This is a genomic window from Pseudomonas sp. B329 (genome assembly GCF_023127835.1).
Taxonomy (GTDB): Bacteria; Pseudomonadota; Gammaproteobacteria; order Pseudomonadales; family Pseudomonadaceae; genus Aquipseudomonas; species Aquipseudomonas synxantha_A.
In genome coordinates this window covers 17,108-35,741 of record NZ_SPKP01000052.1, presented here as the reverse complement: position 1 = coordinate 35,741, position 18,634 = coordinate 17,108, and the positions used below count along the sequence as shown (strand labels likewise).

Sequence of the window (18,634 nt, the reverse complement as noted above, 5' to 3'; positions counted from 1 at the left end):
GAACTCATGCCCGCGTAGACCTGTCACAACAAAGGTCGCGTGAGGCGACTTTATTTGTCCAGGAGTAAAGCATGCGTAATCTGATCCTCAGCGCCGCTCTCGTCACTGCCAGCCTCTTCGGCATGACCGCGCAAGCAGCCGATGTGCCGCTTGAAGCCGGTAAAACCTACGTTGAATTGGCTAACCCTGTACCGGTGTCGGTACCCGGCAAAATCGAAGTGGTGGAGCTGTTCTGGTATGGCTGCCCGCATTGCTACGCTTTTGAGCCGACCATCAACCCATGGGTTGAAAAGCTGCCCAAGGACGTTAACTTCCGTCGCCTTCCCGCCATGTTTGGTGGCCCATGGGATGCCCACGGCCAACTGTTCCTGACGCTCGAAGCCATGGGCGTGGAACACAAAGTTCACAACGCCGTCTTCGAAGCGATCCAGAAACAGGGCAAGCGCCTGACCAAGCCGGACGAAATGGCTGACTTCGTCGCCACCCAGGGCGTGGACAAGGACAAGTTCATGGCCACTTTCAATTCCTTCGCCATCCAGGGCCAGATCAAGCAGGCCAAGGAGCTCGCGCAGAAGTACGGTGTGCAAGGCGTTCCAACCCTGATCGTCAACGGCAAGTATCGTTTCGACCTGGGCACTGCCGGTGGTCCTGAAGCGGTCCTCAATGTTGCCGACCAACTGATCGCTAAAGAACGCGCAGCCAAGTAAGGGGCCCGCCATGCGCCGTTGGGGTACCGAACGCGTCGTTGGCCTGCACGAGCCGCAGGTCAACGAACACCACCTGCAAGCCACGGGCCTGCCGGCAGACAGCCGCTTGCGCCTGCTCAGCTTCAACATTCAGGTGGGCAACAGTACCGAGAAATACCGGCACTACCTCACCCGTGGCTGGCAGCACGTTCTACCGCACAAGGGGCGTACCGGTAACCTGCAGAAGATCGGCGACCTGCTCAGCGACTTCGACCTGGTCGCCTTGCAGGAGGCTGACGGCGGTAGCCTGCGCTCGGGCTACATCAACCAGGTGGAGCATCTTGCCCAGCTCGGCGCGTTTCCGTACTGGTATCAGCAGCTCAACCGCAACCTGGGGCGCCTGGCACAGCATAGTAATGGTGTGCTCAGCCGCTTGAAGCCGACCGCCATCGAGGATCACCCGCTGCCGGGTCCGAAAGGCCGCGGTGCGATCCTCGTGCGTTTCGGTGAAGGTCCTGAAGCCTTGGTGGTGGTGATGATGCACCTGGCACTCGGCGGACGTACCCGTAACCTGCAGCTTGCCTATGTGCGTGACCTGATTGGTAACTACAAGCACCAGGTGTTGATGGGGGACATGAACACCCATGCCAACGACCTGTTGCAGAATTCCCCGCTGCGCGACCTGGGCCTGTTGGCCCCGCAAGTCGAAGCCACATTTCCCAGCTGGCGCCCGCAGCGCTGCCTTGACCACATCCTGCTCAGCCCGAGCCTTACACTGGAAAGTGTGCGAGTGCTGGCGCAGCCCATTTCCGATCACCTGCCCGTCGCGGTAGAGATTCGTCTGCCGGGTTCGCTTACCGCTGATGCATTACCCGCGTTGAGCCCAGGCCCTCGCGGACCTCTTGCATGAGCGACGACGCCCAGCGCTGGAAAGAGAAATACCTCAAGAGCATCGAGCAACAAGACAAGCTCGAACGCCGCTGGGCCGCCCGCCTCGACCTGCTGCGCCGCGGCCTGGTGCGCAGCACGCTGGCGGCTGAAGGGACCGACCGCGCTGTTGATCAATGCATGAAAGAAATGCGTGATGTAGTGCGCACGGACGACATGGACGCAGCCCTCGCAGCGCTGTTGCCGCGCCTGGAAAAGGCTGTGCTGGATTCCGAGCAGCGCCGCGAAACCCGGGTTGACCAGATCAGCACCGCACTCACGGCCCTGGTTGCCCAGCTGCAAAAGCTTGCGTTGCCCCGCGAGGTGGCCCGCCCGCTGAAGGCCTTTGCCAAACAGCTCGATAGCCGCGTCGGCCAGGCGCGGGAGATACCGCTGTTGCTCAGTGAGCTAAGCAGCCTGCAAGGGCAGGCGCTGAATAATCTGGAGCCTGAAAGCGAAGCCTCACGCGCGGGTCCTGGGCTGCTGCAGCGCCTGTTTGGCAGTAAGGAGGCATCGAGTGAAGCGCCGCAGGTTGACGCTGCGCCACTCCCCACCGCGCAGGTGGCGCCGTCAAAGCCCGCTGCGCCGCCACCTTCGCCCGAGCCGCAGGAGCCCGTACAGTCCGAAGAGTTGACCCAGGCCTTGCGTGCCTTTGCACCGCAACCACAAACGCCGCTCGCTCCCGCATCGGAGCTGGTAGCGCCGGCCCCGGTGGAAGCGGCTCGCGACACCTTCGCATTCGAGGCACCGCCTTCTGCAGCCCCGATTGCTTCACCTGTGCAGGCCCCTGAGCCGCCGATAGAAGAGCCGGCCCCTGAAAGCGCGCTCGCCGCCTTTATTGAAGCGCCGCAGGTTGAAGTCGACGCGCCGGATCAAACCAGCATAGGTAGCCTGTCTCTCCCGCCGGTGCTGGAAATTCCCGAGCCCGACGAACTGCAGTCCGATGGGATATACGCCCTGCCCGACTCGCCTGAGCCGTCCTACAGCTCGGTGGCCAAGCACATTGAAGATACGTTACTGGGCCTGTTGGAAGATCTGTCCCTGCCTGAACGTCACCGGCCCCAGGCCGAAGCCATGCGCGAGCGGCTTGCCCACGGCTTGAATTGGTACGAGCTGATCCCGATCCTGGATGACCTGGCGGTGCTGATGCTGGCGATCACCGACAGTGGCCAGCATGAGTTCGAGGCTTATCTCAAGCAACTCAACGAGCGCCTTGAGGCATTTCAGGGCCACCTGCAGGTTGCCAGCGAGGGCCACGCCGATAGCAGCCTGGCCGCGCGGGAGCTGGATACGCAGATTCGTGAACAGGTCGACGGTTTGCAAAGCAGCGTGCAGGAAGCCGCCGATCTGAGCAGCCTCAAGCAGGTACTCGAAAGCCATCTCGAAGGCTTGCTCGGGACCATGGACGAGCATCAGCAGCAGCGTGACCAACGTGAGCAGGAAGTGGCGGCGCGCCTCAAAACCCTGGCTGAGCGGGTGGCCAACATGGAGCAGGAAGCCCAGGGCTACCGTGAGCACCTGGAAGTACAGCGCCAGAAGGCCTTGCTCGATCCGCTAACCGGCCTGCCCAACCGGGCAGCGTGGAGCGAACGCCTTGATCACGAGGTCAACGCCTGGCATCAACGCGGCAACAGCCTGTCGCTGGCGATGCTCGACCTGGATCATTTCAAGCGCATCAATGATGGCTACGGTCATCTGGCGGGTGACAAGGTGCTCAAGATCATCGCCAACGTGCTGAGCAAGCGCCTGCGGCCCACCGACTTCATCGCGCGTTTCGGCGGTGAGGAGTTTGTGCTGCTGATGCCCGACTCAGCCTTGGCGGATGCCTTGGCTGTCGCTCAAGTATTGCGCGCGGCCATCGAGGCATGCCCGTTCCACTTCAAGGGCGAGCCGGTGACGATCACGGTGTCCATGGGCGTAGCGCAGTTTCAACCTGGCGAGCGCAGCGACTTGGCCCTCAAGCGAGCCGATGAAGCGCTTTACAGGGCCAAGGCAGCGGGACGCAATCAAGTGCAGGTGGCATAAAAGATGTTCCATTTTGTAATTTGACCGCCGGGCTAATTACGTTACGTTACACTGTTGCATTATCGTCTCTCAGTGTACTGCTCCTGCCATGAAATCCTTGTCTATTGCTTTTGTGTTTCTCCTGCTCGCCGGTTGCGCCAGCGGCCCGCGGCTGAATACCAGCCACCCTTCGGTGAACCACGACAACCGCGTGCAGTTTGTTGTCGTGCATTACACCTCTACCAACCTTGAGCGCTCGCTGGCATTGCTGACCCATGGCCAGGTGAGCAGCCATTACCTGATCGGCGACGACGCCTCAGGCACCATCTACAAGCTGGTGGATGAAAGCCAGCGTGCCTGGCACGCGGGGGAAAGCGAGTGGATGGGGCGCACCTGGCTCAATTCCAGCTCCATCGGCATCGAGATCGTCAACCCTGGGTTCCGTGATACGCCGACAGGGCGTGTGTGGTACCCGTATTCCGAAGCGCAGGTGCAGTCGCTGATCGTGCTGCTCAAGGACATCAGCAAGCGTAACGGTATCGACCCCAAGAACATCATCGGGCATAGCGACATTGCCCCACTGCGCAAGCTGGACCCGGGGCCGCTGTTCCCCTGGAAGCGTCTGGCCGCAGAAGGTCTGGCCGTCTGGCCGGATGCACAGGCCGTGGCACGATTCCAGGTGCAGTACGGCGCTCAGCTGCCGAGCGTCACCTGGTTCCAGGAAGAACTCGCTCGCCTGGGCTATCAGACGCCGCAGACCGGGGAGCTGGATGTGGCCACGCGGCACGTGATCGCCGCCTTCCAGATGCGCTTCCGCCCTTCATTGTTTGATGGCACTCCGGATGCTGAAAGTGCTGCGATCCTGCGGGCCTTGAACCAGCGCTGATTGTGTAGATGTAGGAGCGAACTTGCTGTGGCGAGGGAGCTTGCTCGCCACAGAGCGCTGTTTTTTTACAACGGTAATGCCATATAGAACTGCGTACCCTGCCCCGGTCGTGAATACACGCCCATGCGGCCGCCGTGCAACTGCACGATCTCCTTGCACAGGGCCAGCCCCAGGCCCGCGCCGCCTTTCTTGCGACCCACCTGCACAAAGGGTTCGAAGATTCGCCCTTGCTGGCCATAGGCGATACCTTCGCCGTTGTCTTCAACGCTGATAATCACCCGTTCGCCATGACGCCGTGCCTGCAGGCGAATCTGCCCGCCTTCGGCGGTGTGGCGCAACGCGTTGCCGAGCAAATTGTCGAGCACGCGCTCCAGTTGCACCTGGTCGGCATACAGTCGCGGCAACTCCGGCTGGGCTTCCACCAGCAACTCAATGTGCTGCGCATTGGCGGGTTCGGTAAATCGCGCCCGTGCGTGTTCCAGCAGGTCGGTCACATCGCAGGCCCCCAGGGTGAGTTTTTGCAGGCCGTTCTGGTAGCGCGAGAAGTTGAGCAAGTCGTTGATCAACTGCATCAGGCGCTGCATTTCTTCGTTGACCGTATCCAGCAGGTCCGCTTCACGGGAGTCGGCCGGGAACTTGGCTCGCTCGCGAAACAGGCCGAAGGCCATGTGCATGCCTGTCACCGGCGTGCGCAGCTCATGAGAGGCGCGCAACACGAACTCGCTACGCACTCGTTCGAAGGCGCGCTGTTCGGTGACGTCATGCAGCACCATCACAGCCCCCAGAATATGGCCCTGTGTATGGCTCACAGGGGTCAGGCTGTAGGTCAGCAGGCGCAGTTCGCCCTCGACTTCCACTTCCAGATCATCCGGCGCCCGCTCCAGGTTGCCGCCGCGCAGCACCAGTTGCAGTTGTTCATCCATCTCTGCACGACCCAGGGCTTCGCCCAGGCCCTGACCGAGGCGCTCTTCGTCCCAGCCCAGTTGGCGCTGTGCAACCGGGTTGAGGTGCTCCAGGCAGCCCTGCCGATCAATCATCAGCAGGCCGTCATCAATACTGTCGAGCACGGCTTGCAGGCGCTGTTGGCCGGCCAGCAGTTCATCGACATTGGTGGCCTGATGCTGGCGCAATGCTTCGGCCATGATGCCGAAACGGCGGGTCAACTGATTCATTTCCGCTGCGGAGGAGATAGGCAGCGTCACTTCAAAATCGCCCTGTCCGATCTTGTCGGCGGCTTTGGCCAGTGCCTCGATCGGTCCGCCAAAACGCCGCGCGATGCCATGGGCCGTGACAAAGCCAATGATCAACACTGCGAGGCCCACCAACCCGAGCAACCCTGCAATCAATAACGCGCGCTCACGGGACTTGTGCTCGCTGGCGCTGATGTTCTCCAGAGCCTGCTTGTGATCGGCAATCAGTCCGTTGCGCAGTATGTTGAAGGTTTCAGTGATTTTTTCCTTGCTGCCCGGCGGCGGTGTTTCCTGTTGGGATTGGTCGAACGCTTCGAGCAGGTTCTGGTAGTCGGAGCGGGCCTGGCCAAAGCCATGGCTTTTACCGATCGACTGCTCATGGGCGACGCCTTGGTCCAGCAGGTCGAAATAATGCTGCTTGGAGGCCCTCAGGGCCTCAGGGTCGGGTCGTTTCTCCAGCATCATGATCAGCTGGTCGCCCAGGCTCTGACGCAACTTGAGCCCCAGGTCCAGCGTGATGAAGTTACTGCGAATCAGCGATTCCTGGGTCTTGGCCATTTGCATGACGCTGACCAGGCCCAGGATCAATCCCAGCAAGGCCACGGTGATCAGCGCTGAAATGCTCAGAAATAACCGAGTGCGCAGTTTCATCGCGAGCTTCATAAGGTCCTGCTCACAGGTTGTACTGTTTGCGTTTGCGGTACAGGGTCGACGCGTCGATGCCGAGGGTGCGGGCTGCTTGATCCAGCGTGTCACTGGTGGCGAGCACGGCACCGATATGGGCTTTTTCGAGCTCGTCCAGGCTCAACGCCGCGCCGATACGGGGCGCATTGTTGGTCGGTTGCTCGGCCATCCCCAAATGGCTGATCTCTACCTTCTCCTGGGGGCAGATGATGCTGGCGCGTTCCACTACGTTACGCAGCTCGCGGATGTTGCCGGGCCAGCGATAGTTGAGCAGCGCTTCACGGGCCTGATCACTGAATCCGCGCGCGGGGCGGGCGTATTCCTTGACGAAGCGTGCCAGGAAGCGGTCAGCCAGGGTAAGGATGTCTTCACTGCGTTCGCGCAGCGGCGGCAAGTGCAGGGTGATGACATTGAGGCGGTACAGCAAGTCTTCCCGGAAGCGGCCGTCGCGCACCATGTCTTCCAGATTCAGGTTGGTGGCGGCGAGGATGCGCACGTCGGCGCGGCGGGTGACTGGGTCGCCCACACGCTCATATTCCTTATCCTGAATGAAGCGCAACAGCTTTGGTTGCAACGTGAGGGGAAAATCGCCGATCTCATCGAGAAACAACGTGCCGCCGTCAGCCTGGTTAACGCGTCCCAAGGTGCTTTCACTGGCGCCGGTGAACGCGCCGCGGCTGTGGCCGAACAGTTCGCTTTCCATCAGCTCGGCGGTCAGTGACGGGCAGTTGATGGTCACGCAAGACTTCTTGGAGCGTTTGCTCCAGCCGTGAATGGCACGGGCCAGCTCACCTTTACCGGTGCCGGACTCGCCGAGGATCAAGATGTTTGCATCGGTCCCGGCCACTTGGCGCGCAGTTTCCAGTACCACCATCATCGACGGGCTGTGAGAGTCGAGGCCATCCTTGGGCTGGCGCACTGCGCCTTCCAGGGCCTCCAGTCGCGCAGAGAGCTGGCGTACTTCCAGTTGCTTGGCGGTGGCCAGGCGCAATTGGTCCGGACTGCAAGGTTTGACCAGGTAGTCGGCGGCACCGGCCTGGATTGCGTCCACGGCGGTATCCACGGCGGAGTGGGCCGTGACGATCACCACACGCATCCACGGAGCCTGGATACGCATCTGCGCGAGTACATCCAGGCCGTTGTCCTCGCCCAGGCGCAAGTCCAGAAAGCACAGGTCAAACACCTGGCGCTGCATCAGGGCATCGGCCTGGGCGGCGCTGTTGGCGGTGGCAACGGTGTAGCCCTCGTCTTCCAGGCAATAACGGAACGTGCGGAGGATTGCGGATTCGTCATCCACTAAAAGAATGCGGCCTTGAAGCTCCTTGGCTGAATCCATCTGTCCCGCGCTCCTTAACTATTAAATAAGATGGTGTTTAGTCCCGGAATAATCGGGCAAGTTGCATGGTTTATTCTGATTCATAAAAGGCATCTTCGTGTAGGTATCTACACGCCTTCCTACAAAGCGCCGGCTGATAGCCTTTTTGTGCGTTATCGCGACTTCGGCAACTGAGCGTGCGCTTTCGATCCCCTGACCCGACCACTGGCCATCGTGCATTTCGCACGGCATCTAAAGAGGCATCGTGCAGGATGCTGGGTGCAACATCCTTTCATGTCACATAACCTATTGATTTTATTGTGTTTTATTTTGCAATAAAGCTGGCACGCAGTCTGCAATATCCCTCCCAAGAGTGTCATGAACGAATAATCAGAATGCGGGAGAACAGCAGCATGACTCGCCAAAGCCTCAGCCAATTGCGTGTATCGCCGCTGCGTATGCAGCAGGGCCTGTTTGCCAGCCTGGCCTTGATGGTCACGTTGATTGCCGGCCAGCAGATGCAGCACTGGCAGCAGAGTGAGCAGCCAGCCCCGCAATTTGAGCGTCCGGTGATGACCCAGAACCATTTCCGTTCCATTGGCAGCGCCAGCGCTAATGTAACTGCCCCGCAATTGAGCTTGGTCGATCAGGATTCCACCCTGGATGAACTGCCTGCTCAAGAGCGCTGGGTGTTCTAGGCAAGAACAAGTCGCTTGTGTTGAGCGACTGCACGGCACTACCGCTGTTACCCCTATAGAAGCATAAGGAGAATCACCATGTTGAGTTGGGCAATCACATTTCTGATCATCGCCATTGTCGCTGCAGTCCTGGGCTTCGGTGGTATCGCTGGCACCGCCACCGGCATCGCCAAGATCCTGTTTGTCGTCTTCCTGGTGATGTTCATTGCTTCGTTCTTCTTTGGTCGTAAAGGCCGAGGTTGAATATGACCACTCTGCCTTTTAAAGCCATTGCTGCCGCCCTGCTCTTGGGCGGCAGCGGCCTGGCGATGGCCGCCAATGACGGGCAATCCCGGGCGAACGAATTGCTCAATTCGGATCCGCAATACCGTGAAACCTGGCAAGGCGTGGTGAAGAAAGAAGAGCGTCTGCCGGAATGGGTGATGAACCTGTCCGGCACCGCTGAGCAAATGAACGCTGTCGAGGAAGATGGCGACAAGTACTTGGTCGGGCCGCTGTGTGAAACCGCGGATACCTGCCGGAGCAAGCGTTTGATCGTGGCCTTCAGTTTCGATAAGGAAGATGCCTACGCGATGTTGGTGGAAGTCCCAGCCGGTTTGCCGGCCGACAAGTCCCCGACACGGCATGCCGATTACCGTTTCCTCGGTAAGCCGGATGAAGGCATGCAAAAGCTGTTGATGGAACAACTGAAGAAAGATCCGAATTGGTACTAGGTTCCGTCTGAGACGGAGCCAGCGTCCATAGAAAGAAGCCCCTGCGCTTCTTTCTGTTTGCATCACTCGCCAAGGGTGGTGCATGACCAGGGGGCCGGGTTGCTCTGATCGATCAAGATCGGCGTGACCTACGGGCACAGGGAGTGCCTGCGAAAGGGCCGGGTTAGGCGAAAAGCTGCGACGCAAGTTCACAAGTCCTCAAGCTTGCTGAACTTGCGGCGGGCTTATGACTCTCATGCCCGCGCTTGGCTCTCGCTTCATGGCTCTCGCTTTATGCCTCTCATAGTCGCAATTTTGCTTTTTGCCTCTCGCCAACCATTACCGGGTATGTCGACGCGACCATCTATCGAGAAATTTTCAGACGCGCCATAGGACATTTCCGGTGCTAGGTGATGGATTTCTCACGCATTTCTGCCAAACGTTGCAAGTCGTTCAGTATCACTGAGCGAGCCTGATTTGGCCGCCTCACGGCATATTCACCCGCCTGAATGGCGTATTCGAACTGACCGTTTGGACAATTATTTTCAAAAAAAGCCATGCCGATTCGGCATAGGGTAGGCGTTTACGGCATTAGACGTCGCTCCCTTGCATGGGAATAGTTGCGCCTTTTTTCGCCTACCAGTAAGCCATTTCGGCCACGCTGCGGTGACCTTCCATGGAGGCTGATGCACACACTTTTTCGCTTTCGAGCGTTGCAGCTGGCGCATTTGCCATAAGTCCACTTGAAGTAAGGGTAATGACATGAAGAAGGCAAAGCTAAGCCTCGCCTGGCAGATCCTCATCGGTTTGGTACTGGGGATCGCAATCGGTGCAGTGCTCAACCATTTCAGTGCTGAAAAGGCCTGGTGGATCAGCAATGTATTGCAGCCGGCAGGCGATATCTTTATCCGCCTGATCAAGATGATCGTGATCCCGATTGTGATTTCCTCGCTGATCGTCGGCATTGCCGGTGTGGGCGACGCGAAAAAGCTCGGTCGCATCGGCGTCAAAACCATCCTTTACTTCGAAGTGGTCACTACCATCGCCATCGTGGTTGGCCTGCTGCTGGCCAACCTGTTCCACCCGGGCGCCGGCATCGACATGAGTACCCTGGGTACCGTCGACATCTCCAAGTACCAGGCGACCGCCGCCGAGGTGCAGCATGAACATGCGTTCATCGAAACCATCCTCAACCTGATCCCATCGAACATCTTCGCGGCGGTTGCCCGTGGTGAAATGCTGCCGATCATCTTCTTCTCGGTGCTGTTCGGCCTGGGCTTGTCGAGCCTCAAGCCTGAGCTGCGCGAGCCGCTGGTGACGATGTTCCAGGGCGTATCCGAGAGCATGTTCAAAGTCACTCACATGATCATGAAGTACGCCCCTATCGGCGTGTTTGCCCTGATCGCGGTGACCGTCGCCAACTTCGGCTTTGCCTCCCTGCTGCCGCTGGCCAAGCTGGTGATCCTGGTTTACGTCGCCATTCTGTTCTTCGCCTTCGCGGTACTGGGCCTGATCGCCCGTCTGTTTGGCTTCTCGATCCTGAAAGTGATGCGCATCTTCAAGGATGAGCTGGTACTGGCTTACTCCACCGCCAGTTCCGAAACTGTGCTGCCCCGGGTGATCGAGAAGATGGAAGCCTACGGCGCGCCGAAGGCGATCTGCAGCTTCGTGGTGCCGACCGGTTATTCGTTCAACCTCGACGGTTCGACCCTGTACCAGAGCATCGCGGCAATCTTTATTGCCCAGCTGTATGGCATTGACCTGTCGATCGGCCAGCAACTGATGCTGGTTCTGACCCTGATGGTTACCTCCAAAGGTATCGCCGGCGTGCCGGGTGTGTCCTTTGTAGTGTTGCTGGCTACCCTGGGCAGCGTGGGCATCCCGCTGGAAGGCTTGGCGTTTATCGCCGGTGTCGACCGTGTGATGGACATGGCGCGTACCGCACTGAACGTGATCGGCAATGCCTTGGCCGTATTGGTCATCTCCCGTTGGGAAGGCATGTACGATGACGCCAAGGGCGAGCGCTACTGGAACTCCCTGCCGCACTGGCGCAGCAAGGAAGCGTTGCCAGCCGGCGAGACTACTCGCGGCTGATAGCACGATTGCGCTGACACGAACCCCGGATAATTCCGGGGTTTGTCGTTTCTGTCAGCCCCGCTATCATTCGCCCCATCTTTCGGGGGATTCAACTGATGCTAAATGGCCTGTGGCTTGGCTTCTTTGTCGTGGCAATGGTGTCAGCACTGGCGCAATGGCTGGTGGGCGGTAACGCCGGGATTTTTGCGGCGATGGTCGAAAGCATTTTCGCCATGGCCAAATTGTCGGTGGAAGTCATGGTGCTGCTGTTCGGCACCCTGACCTTGTGGCTGGGCTTTTTGCGCATCGCTGAAAAAGCCGGGATCGTCGATTGGCTGGCCAAGGCGCTCGGCCCGTTGTTTCGAAGGCTGATGCCGGAAGTGCCTGCCGGTCACCCTGCCATCGGCCTGATCACCCTCAACTTCGCCGCCAACGGTTTGGGCCTGGACAACGCCGCCACGCCCATCGGCCTGAAAGCCATGAAGGCCTTGCAGGAACTCAACCCCATCCCCAACACGGCGAGCAACGCGCAGATCCTGTTCCTGGTGCTCAATGCGTCCTCGCTGACCCTGTTGCCGGTGACCATCTTCATGTACCGCGCCCAGCAAGGCGCCGCCGATCCGACGCTGGTGTTCCTGCCGATCCTGCTGGCCACCAGCGCATCGACCCTGGTGGGCCTGCTGTCGGTGGCGGTGATGCAACGCCTGCGGTTGTGGGACCCGGTGGTGCTGGCTTATCTGATTCCTGGCGCGTTGGTGCTGGGCGGCTTCATGGCGCTGCTGGCGACACTCTCGGCCACGGCGCTGGCCGGTTTATCCTCGATCCTGGGCAACCTCACGTTGTTTGGCCTGATCATGCTGTTTCTGGTGATCGGCGCGTTGCGCAAAGTCAAGGTGTACGAGGCCTTCGTCGAAGGGGCCAAGGAAGGCTTCGACGTGGCCAAGAACCTGTTGCCCTACCTTGTAGCGATGCTGTGTGCGGTGGGCGTGTTGCGGGCCTCGGGCGCGTTGGACTTCGGTCTGGAAGGGATTCGCCATGTGGTGGCCTGGACGGGCATGGATACACGGTTTGTCGATGCGCTACCGACTGCGATGGTCAAGCCTTTCTCCGGCAGTGCGGCACGGGCGATGCTGATCGAGACCATGCAGACCCAGGGTGTGGACAGCTTCCCGGCCTTGGTGGCGGCGACAATACAGGGCAGTACTGAGACCACCTTCTATGTGTTGGCGGTGTACTTTGGTTCGGTGGGCATCCAGCGCGCGCGCCATGCGGTGGGCTGTGCGTTGCTGGCGGAGTTTGCCGGTGTCGTGGCGGCTATTGCGGTGTGCTACTGGTTCTTCGGTTAAGCCTTAGATTGCTATCGGGGGCAAGCCCCCTCCCACATTTTGAATGCATTCGCAGATCAAGTGTGGGAGGGGGCTTGCCCCCGATGAGGCTGTCAGCGTTTAGAGGAAGCCTTGCCTTGCTGCACCACCCAATCCACCACCTGCTTGTTCAACTGATCCCCCACCTTTCCAAAGGCTGCCACCACCGCCGGCACCTTGGTATCACCCACCGGCTGCCTTACCTCAAACCGCCGGCTGGCAATAATCCGCTGATCGCTGCCGCGCACCAAACGCGCATCCAGGCGAATCACCACCTCCACCGCGTCACCCCGGTATTCACTTTGAAACGCCTGCAACTGCCCGCCCAACTCATAGTCGGCTTGCAGGTTGGTCTCGTCGGTACTCAGCAGCGTTACCCGTCCATCGCGTTGGAAGCCGTCCAGCAGGCGGTTGCGTAAGAGTACCGGCGCCGGGTCGCTCCAGCGTGAGTTCGCATAGCTGCTGATCAGGTTGCCGTCAGGCACCACGGCAATGCGTGGACTGTCGAGAAACTCGCTGGTCTGGGGTTTGGCTACGCGCAGCGACCAACTCACCGGCGTGCCTTGGGTGGTTGGTTGGGTGGACACCAGGCGGTACACGTCTGACGGGTCAGGCTTGGGCAGAATCGAGCAGGCGCTGAGCAGTGCCAGGGCCACAGGGGCGATCATCAGGTAAGCACGCTTCATGGCGTGAACTCCTTGTTCTTGTCACTGCCCAGCAGGTAACCGCTGGGGTTGGCTTCCAGGCGACGGGAGATGGCGCGCAGCGAACCGAGGGTTTCACGCAGCTCACGCACCGCTGGCGCCAGTTCGTTGAGGCCCTGCATACCGCTGTTCACCGAGTCCTGGTTGTTGGTCAGCAAGCTGTTGATGGTGGCGGTGCTTTGCTCCAGGGATTTCATCGCCTGCTCGGCGCTGCCGAAGGCTTGCTTGCCTTGCTCGTTGAGCAGGCCATTGGCGCTGCGCATCAACACGGTGGTTTGTTCCAGCGCGGCACCCGCCTGTTTGCTCACCTGCATCAATTGCTGCATTACCACCTTGATGTCGCCGCGTTGCTCGGCGATGGCACCGGTGGTTTGTTGCAGGTTATCCAGGGTGTTGCTCAAGCGTTCGACGTTTTCCCGGGAGAACATGTGGTTGGCGTTGTGCAGCAGCAGGTTGACGCTGGTCATCAGGTCGTTGCTGTTATTGAGCAGGCGAGCGATGGGCGATGGCGAGGCGATGATTTCCGGCAGGTTGCCGTTCTTGCCCTTGAGTTCCGGGCTCTGCGGGGTGCCGCCGCTGAGCTGGATGATCGAGGTGCCGGTGATGCCGGTCAGCGCCAGCTTGGCCTGGGTGTCTTCCTTGATCGGCGTCTGCCCGGCCAGGCGGATGCGGGCGAGGACGCGACGCGGGTCTTTGGGGTCCAGGCGCAGGCTGGTGACGTCGCCTACCTTGATCCCGCTGTACTGCACCGCACTGCCTTGGGACAGGCCGCTGACCGCTTCGTTGAAGATCACTTCGTAATCCTGGAAGGCGCTGTCGACGCTGGATTTGGCCAGCCATAGGCCGAAGAGCATAGCGCCGACCACCACAATTACGCTGAACAGTCCGATCATCACATGATGGGCTCGGGTTTCCATGTCATACCTCGTTGAGCGATTGAGCGGCATCCAATGCCGCGCGGCCCCGGGGGCCGTGGAAATATTCGTGAATCCAGGCGTCGTCCGTTTCCGAGACGACATCGATGGCGTCGGCCACCAGCACTTTCTTCTGCGCCAGCACCGCCACGCGGTCGGTGATGGTGTACAGCGTGTCGAGGTCGTGGGTGACCAGGAACACGCTCAAGCCCAACGCATCGCGCAGGGTCAGGATCAGTTGGTCGAACTGCGCTGCGCCAATCGGATCGAGGCCAGCGGTGGGTTCATCGAGAAACAGGATGTCCGGGTCCAGTGCCAGCGCACGGGCCAGGGCCGCGCGCTTGATCATGCCGCCGGACAACGAAGCCGGGTATTTGTCGGCGGCCGACAGGGGTAGCCCGGCCAGGGCCAGCTTGACTGCGGCCAAGTGCTCGGCGTCGGCGCGGCTGAGGCCGGCATGTTCGATCAATGGCAGGGCAACGTTCTCGGTAACGGTCAGCGAGGAAAACAGCGCGCCCTTCTGGAACAGCACGCCAAAGCGCCGCTCCACCAGCGAGCGTTCGTGCTCAGGCAGGCTGGGCAGATTCTTGCCGAACACCCGCACCTCACCTTCGCTGGGCCGACGCAGGCCGACGATGCTGCGCAGCAGCACCGACTTGCCGCTGCCGGAGCCGCCGACCACTGCCAGAATCTCGCCTTTGTATAAATCCAGGTCGAGGTTTTCATGCACGCTCTGGCTACCAAAGCGGTTGCACAAGCCGCGCACTTTAATCACCGCCTCAGTGGGCGCACGGTGTAGACGACTCACCAGCCCATCTCCATGAAGAACATCGCGGCGACCGCATCCAGCACGATCACCACAAAAATCGATTGCACCACGCTGGAGGTGGTGTGCGCGCCGACTGATTCGGCGCTGCCGCTGACCTTGAAGCCTTCCAGGCAACCAATGGCCGCGATCAGGAAAGCGAAGATCGGCGCCTTCACCATGCCCACCAAAAAGTGCTGCACGCCAATGTCCGATTGCAACAGCGAGAGGAACATCGCCGGTGAAATATCCAGGGCCACCGCACACACCACGCCACCGCCGACAATCCCCGAGAGCATCGCCAGGAAAGTCAGCATCGGCAGCGCCACCAGCAGCGCCAGAACCCGCGGCAATACCAGCAGCTCCATCGGGTCCAGGCCCAGGGTGCGGATGGCGTCGATTTCTTCGTTGGCCTTCATTGAGCCGATTTGCGCGGTGAACGCACTGGCGGTACGGCCGGCGATCAGGATCGCGGTGAGCAGCACGCCGAATTCGCGCAGGAAAGAGAACGCCACCAGGTCCACGGTAAAAATCGTTGCGCCAAAACTCTTGAGCACGGTGGCGCCAAGAAACGCCACCACCGCGCCCACCAGAAAGGTCAGGAGGGCCACGATGGGTGCGGCATCGAGACCGGTCTGTTCGATATGGGCGACCATCGGCGTAAGGCGCCAGCGCTTGGGTCGAAACATCCCGCGGACGAAGGTCTCAAGGATCAGGCCAATAAAACCCAGGAGTTTCTTGGCGTCTTGCCAGACGGTGTCCACCGCGCGGCCGATACGGGCCAGCACCTGGATGCCGGCGCTTTCTTCCGGCTCTTTGAGCGGGACGCAAAAATCATTGAGGGAGCGGTAGACCGTCTTGAGCAGCGCCCGGTCGGCGGCCGACAGGCTGCAATCGGTCTGCTCGGCGCAGTGCTGGATGCGGTCGGGGCCCAGCAGCTCGACCAGCAGTGACGCGCCGGCGGTATCCAGCGCACCGAGGCCGTTAAGGTCGATTCGGGCGCTGGCGTCGTATTGGCCGTCGAGTGTGTCCGACAGCTTTTTCAGGTTGGCGTAGTGGGCAAGCGTCCAGTCGCCGGTAATCCGCAGCGAAGGCGGGGTGCTGGACGTATCAAGATGGGCTGCGCCGGCGGTCGTGCGAGTGGTCATAAGCTCCGAGCTTGTTTGGCTATCCACAATGGCTACGTAATAGCACGATCTGACCTACTTTGGGTTGTCCGCTTGTGCTGTGTCGATCACCTTGAAGCGCAAGACGCCGATCACTTGGCCGTCCTCGGTGAGGACCTGCACTTGCCAGCGCCCCGCTGCGTCGCCCGGGAAATTCTGCTTGTGCGTCCAGGCGCGATAGCCCTCCTTGCGCCCACCATGGATATCCAGAGCAATGCGGTCGACTTCCTTGCCGTTGAATTTCCACACATGGTAGATCCGCTCATCCAGCCCGCGTGGGGCGTTGATCGCGGTGTAGGCGTAGAGGCCACCGCTGCGCAACTGGTCGGCGGTGACCTCCTTGAGGTCATCGCCCGGGGTGCGATCCTGCAGTTGGGTGCTGATGGCGACTTCGGTCATCCACAAGGTGGCCGGCGGCACCCAACTGCGCAGGAACCAGCCGGCGCAACCGATCGCCGCCGTGACCCCCAGCAGCATCGCCCAGCCTTTGAGGCTGCGCAGCGGCAGGCTGACCGCCAGGCTCGGGATCGACAGCGCCATGGCCACGCCCAGCGCCAGCTTGTAACTCTGGGCCGTGGTCAGGTGCATGATAATCGGCAGCGCGGTGAGCAATGCGGCAAACAAGGTCAGGGTGTGCAGGGCCAGGAACAGCGAGCGCTTGGGCGCCAGCCACTTGTAGTACAGCGGGTCGATGATCGACACCAGTGCCGCCGCGCCGAGCAGGCCGGTGAACAGCGATTGGCCGCTGTTCCAGGCAGTGGTGACGAAAAAGAAGGGCAGGACAAAGAACAGGCTTTCCTGGTGGATCATCTGCGTGGCATAGCGCAGCAGCGGTTCCGGGATCTCGCGCTTGAAGAGCTTGGCAAACAGTTGGGTGAAGCTGTTTTCCAGCATCAGCCACAACCAACTGACCAGCATGATGACGGCGATCCAGCTGGCCATGCCTTGCTGGCGGTCCACCAGGATGAAGCTGCCCACACCCGAGATAAAACCGCCGAGTGCAATTACCCCTGGGTAGCGCTTAATCAGTTCGAGGATGCGCTGGATTAGATGGGTCAGGTTTGGCATTCGGCGGTTCGCAGTCTTTGTAGGAAAAAATCCCAGACAGAATAACGTCTTAGCGCTGGGCTCGGTGCTTCATTCCATGATCCGTTGGCGATAACGCCGAACGCCAATCAACACTATGGCGATGAGCCCAAGAACGCCCGCACCTATCCAGGTCAGGGCGTCATAGCTCAACAACGGCTTTTCGATGCGCCAGTAGCCCGGTTGCTTGAAGACCTCGCGCATCGCCTGGTTGGTTTGCGAAAGGCTCACTGCCTTGATGCGCTTGACCGGGTCGCTGAAGCGGCCGTCAGCGTAGTCGCCGGCGGCACTCCAGTAATAATCGGCCAACGCACTGTTGCCCTGTACCGCCCAGGCTTGGCGAGCAATGGCAGCCTGCTGCAGGCGAGTGAACACCTTCGGGTCGAGGCCGTCCTTGAGCAGTTGTGCCTTGAGGTCTTGCAAGACTTGCTCGGCTTCAGGGAGATTTTCCCGTTCGAGGTCGGCGTTCAGGCTCAGGAAGCCTACGCCGCCGAGCACTTCGCGTTCGCTCCACGGACCGTAGGACAAACCATGCTTCAGACGCAGCTGTCGATACAGCGCCCAATCGAGATAATCCTTGAGCAGGTCGTAGGTTTCGTCATGCTGGTCGTCCAGCACCGGCTCGGGGAACAGCCAGTGCAGTTTGGCGCCATCGCCGACCCAGCCATGCACCAGGTCGCGCTGGCGGGCGGCGGTGTGCTGGATCTGCGGCAGCGGGCGATGCTCGCTCGGGTCTACCGGGTCGAGCTGGCCGTAGGTGCGTTCCAGGTAGGCTGGCAGCAGCTTGTCCAGATCGCCGACGACGATCAGGGTCATGTTGTTGGGCGCGTACCAGGCTTTGCGCAGTTTCTCCAACTGATCGCGGGTCAGGTGGCCGACCTGCGCGCGTTCGGCGCATTTGAGCCCCAACTCGACGGCTAATTGGTTGCTGGCGCTGTGGCCCAGGTCCTGGCGATCCAGCAAACGTTGCAGGTGCGAATAATGGCCGCCGTCTTCGCGCTCGACCACCTGCTTGGCGGCGTTGATATTGGCATCGGTCAACTGCGTGCGGGTCAGGATTGCCAGCAGCAGGTCCAGCACCTTGCGTTGGTTGTGCGCGGGGGCCTCGATGACGAATGTGGTGTCGGCGTTGCTGGTGTAGGCGTTCCATTCGCCGCCCAACGCTTGCATGCGGTCTTCGAGGTCGCCTTCGCCACCGCCGTCGATGCCGCTGAACAGCAGGTGTTCGAACAGGTGGGGAAGCTCTTTGTCTTCGCAACCGAAATCATCCAGGCCCACGCCGACCACCAGGCGGATGGCCACGTGCCCGCGTTCGGTGCCCGGTTTGAGCAGCAGCTGCAGGCCGTTGGGCAAGGTGTAGCCCTCGACTTGCTGACGGTCGAAGGCAAAGGTGTGTGCCGATCCTAGAAGCAGGCAGGCGAGTAACAGGCGACGCAT

At 60.5% G+C, this 18,634-nt stretch carries 17 protein-coding genes; 9 read left to right on the top strand and 8 right to left on the bottom strand.

The features are described from left to right. The first annotated feature begins 71 nt into the window (after positions 1 to 71). From dsbA to E4P00_RS22115, 4 genes are all read left to right on the top strand, one after another. The gene (dsbA, locus tag E4P00_RS22130) at positions 72 to 707 is read left to right on the top strand and encodes a thiol:disulfide interchange protein DsbA (RefSeq protein ID WP_032878548.1); all 636 of its coding nucleotides are present in this window, start codon (positions 72 to 74) and stop codon (positions 705 to 707) included. A 10-nt stretch (positions 708 to 717) separates the two neighbouring features. Next, complete coding sequence (locus E4P00_RS22125) at positions 718 to 1,596, top strand: endonuclease/exonuclease/phosphatase family protein (RefSeq protein ID WP_005783460.1); 879 nt, start codon at positions 718 to 720, stop codon at positions 1,594 to 1,596. Next, positions 1,593 to 3,638 (top strand): GGDEF domain-containing protein, encoded by a 2,046-nt coding sequence (locus E4P00_RS22120; RefSeq protein WP_148854268.1) that lies wholly within the window; start codon positions 1,593 to 1,595, stop codon positions 3,636 to 3,638. The genes E4P00_RS22125 and E4P00_RS22120 overlap by 4 nt, the downstream gene beginning before the upstream one ends. Before the next feature lie 88 nt (positions 3,639 to 3,726). Then, complete coding sequence (locus E4P00_RS22115) at positions 3,727 to 4,503, top strand: N-acetylmuramoyl-L-alanine amidase (RefSeq protein ID WP_032878546.1); 777 nt, start codon at positions 3,727 to 3,729, stop codon at positions 4,501 to 4,503. Positions 4,504 to 4,568: 65 nt separating this feature from the next. On the opposite strand, the gene E4P00_RS22110 is transcribed toward E4P00_RS22115, so the two are convergent. Next, positions 4,569 to 6,356 carry an ATP-binding protein gene (locus E4P00_RS22110; protein WP_078822725.1) on the bottom strand — a complete coding sequence of 596 codons (1,788 nt, stop codon included), beginning with the start codon at positions 6,354 to 6,356 and terminating at the stop codon, positions 4,569 to 4,571. A gap of 10 nt (positions 6,357 to 6,366) precedes the next feature. Continuing rightward, positions 6,367 to 7,713, bottom strand: coding sequence for a sigma-54-dependent response regulator transcription factor AlgB (algB, locus tag E4P00_RS22105; RefSeq protein ID WP_032878543.1), 1,347 nt, complete (start codon positions 7,711 to 7,713; stop codon positions 6,367 to 6,369). A gap of 392 nt (positions 7,714 to 8,105) precedes the next feature. Between algB and E4P00_RS22100 the strand changes: the two genes are divergently transcribed. The 5 genes from E4P00_RS22100 to E4P00_RS22080 all read left to right on the top strand — a co-directional run bounded on the left by E4P00_RS22100 (position 8,106) and on the right by E4P00_RS22080 (position 12,504). After that, positions 8,106 to 8,390, top strand: coding sequence for a hypothetical protein (locus E4P00_RS22100; RefSeq protein WP_032881167.1), 285 nt, complete (start codon positions 8,106 to 8,108; stop codon positions 8,388 to 8,390). A 78-nt stretch (positions 8,391 to 8,468) separates the two neighbouring features. Then, a complete protein-coding gene (locus tag E4P00_RS22095) occupies positions 8,469 to 8,633 on the top strand; it encodes a DUF1328 domain-containing protein (protein ID WP_003187386.1) in 165 nt (54 codons plus the stop codon). Between the two features lie 2 nt (positions 8,634 to 8,635). Continuing rightward, positions 8,636 to 9,103 carry an inhibitor of vertebrate lysozyme family protein gene (locus E4P00_RS22090; protein WP_078822726.1) on the top strand — a complete coding sequence of 156 codons (468 nt, stop codon included), beginning with the start codon at positions 8,636 to 8,638 and terminating at the stop codon, positions 9,101 to 9,103. Positions 9,104 to 9,844: 741 nt separating this feature from the next. Further along, entirely contained in the window at positions 9,845 to 11,176 is a 1,332-nt protein-coding gene (gene gltP / locus E4P00_RS22085; RefSeq protein ID WP_005783475.1) for a glutamate/aspartate:proton symporter GltP, read from the top strand. Positions 11,177 to 11,274: 98 nt separating this feature from the next. Next, entirely contained in the window at positions 11,275 to 12,504 is a 1,230-nt protein-coding gene (locus tag E4P00_RS22080) for a spore maturation protein (protein ID WP_005783476.1), read from the top strand. 92 nt (positions 12,505 to 12,596) lie between these two features. Here E4P00_RS22080 and E4P00_RS22075 read toward each other — a convergent pair whose 3' ends face one another. The 6 genes from E4P00_RS22075 to E4P00_RS22050 all read right to left on the bottom strand — a co-directional run bounded on the left by E4P00_RS22075 (position 12,597) and on the right by E4P00_RS22050 (position 18,634). Then, positions 12,597 to 13,208 (bottom strand): ABC-type transport auxiliary lipoprotein family protein, encoded by a 612-nt coding sequence (locus E4P00_RS22075; protein ID WP_032878540.1) that lies wholly within the window; start codon positions 13,206 to 13,208, stop codon positions 12,597 to 12,599. Then, positions 13,205 to 14,143: an MlaD family protein gene (locus E4P00_RS22070; RefSeq protein ID WP_005783479.1), complete on the bottom strand. Its 939-nt coding sequence runs from the start codon at positions 14,141 to 14,143 to the stop codon at positions 13,205 to 13,207. Before E4P00_RS22070 ends, E4P00_RS22075 begins: the two co-directional genes overlap by 4 nt. A 1-nt stretch (position 14,144) precedes the next feature. Next, positions 14,145 to 14,948 (bottom strand): ATP-binding cassette domain-containing protein, encoded by an 804-nt coding sequence (locus tag E4P00_RS22065; protein ID WP_248133081.1) that lies wholly within the window; start codon positions 14,946 to 14,948, stop codon positions 14,145 to 14,147. Then, entirely contained in the window at positions 14,945 to 16,093 is a 1,149-nt protein-coding gene (locus tag E4P00_RS22060) for an ABC transporter permease (RefSeq protein ID WP_216090528.1), read from the bottom strand. The genes E4P00_RS22065 and E4P00_RS22060 overlap by 4 nt, the downstream gene beginning before the upstream one ends. 54 nt (positions 16,094 to 16,147) lie before the next feature. Then, complete coding sequence (locus E4P00_RS22055; RefSeq protein ID WP_005783485.1) at positions 16,148 to 17,179, bottom strand: DUF5924 family protein; 1,032 nt, start codon at positions 17,177 to 17,179, stop codon at positions 16,148 to 16,150. 69 nt (positions 17,180 to 17,248) lie between these two features. Further along, positions 17,249 to 18,634 carry a pitrilysin family protein gene (locus E4P00_RS22050; protein WP_078822730.1) on the bottom strand — a complete coding sequence of 462 codons (1,386 nt, stop codon included), beginning with the start codon at positions 18,632 to 18,634 and terminating at the stop codon, positions 17,249 to 17,251.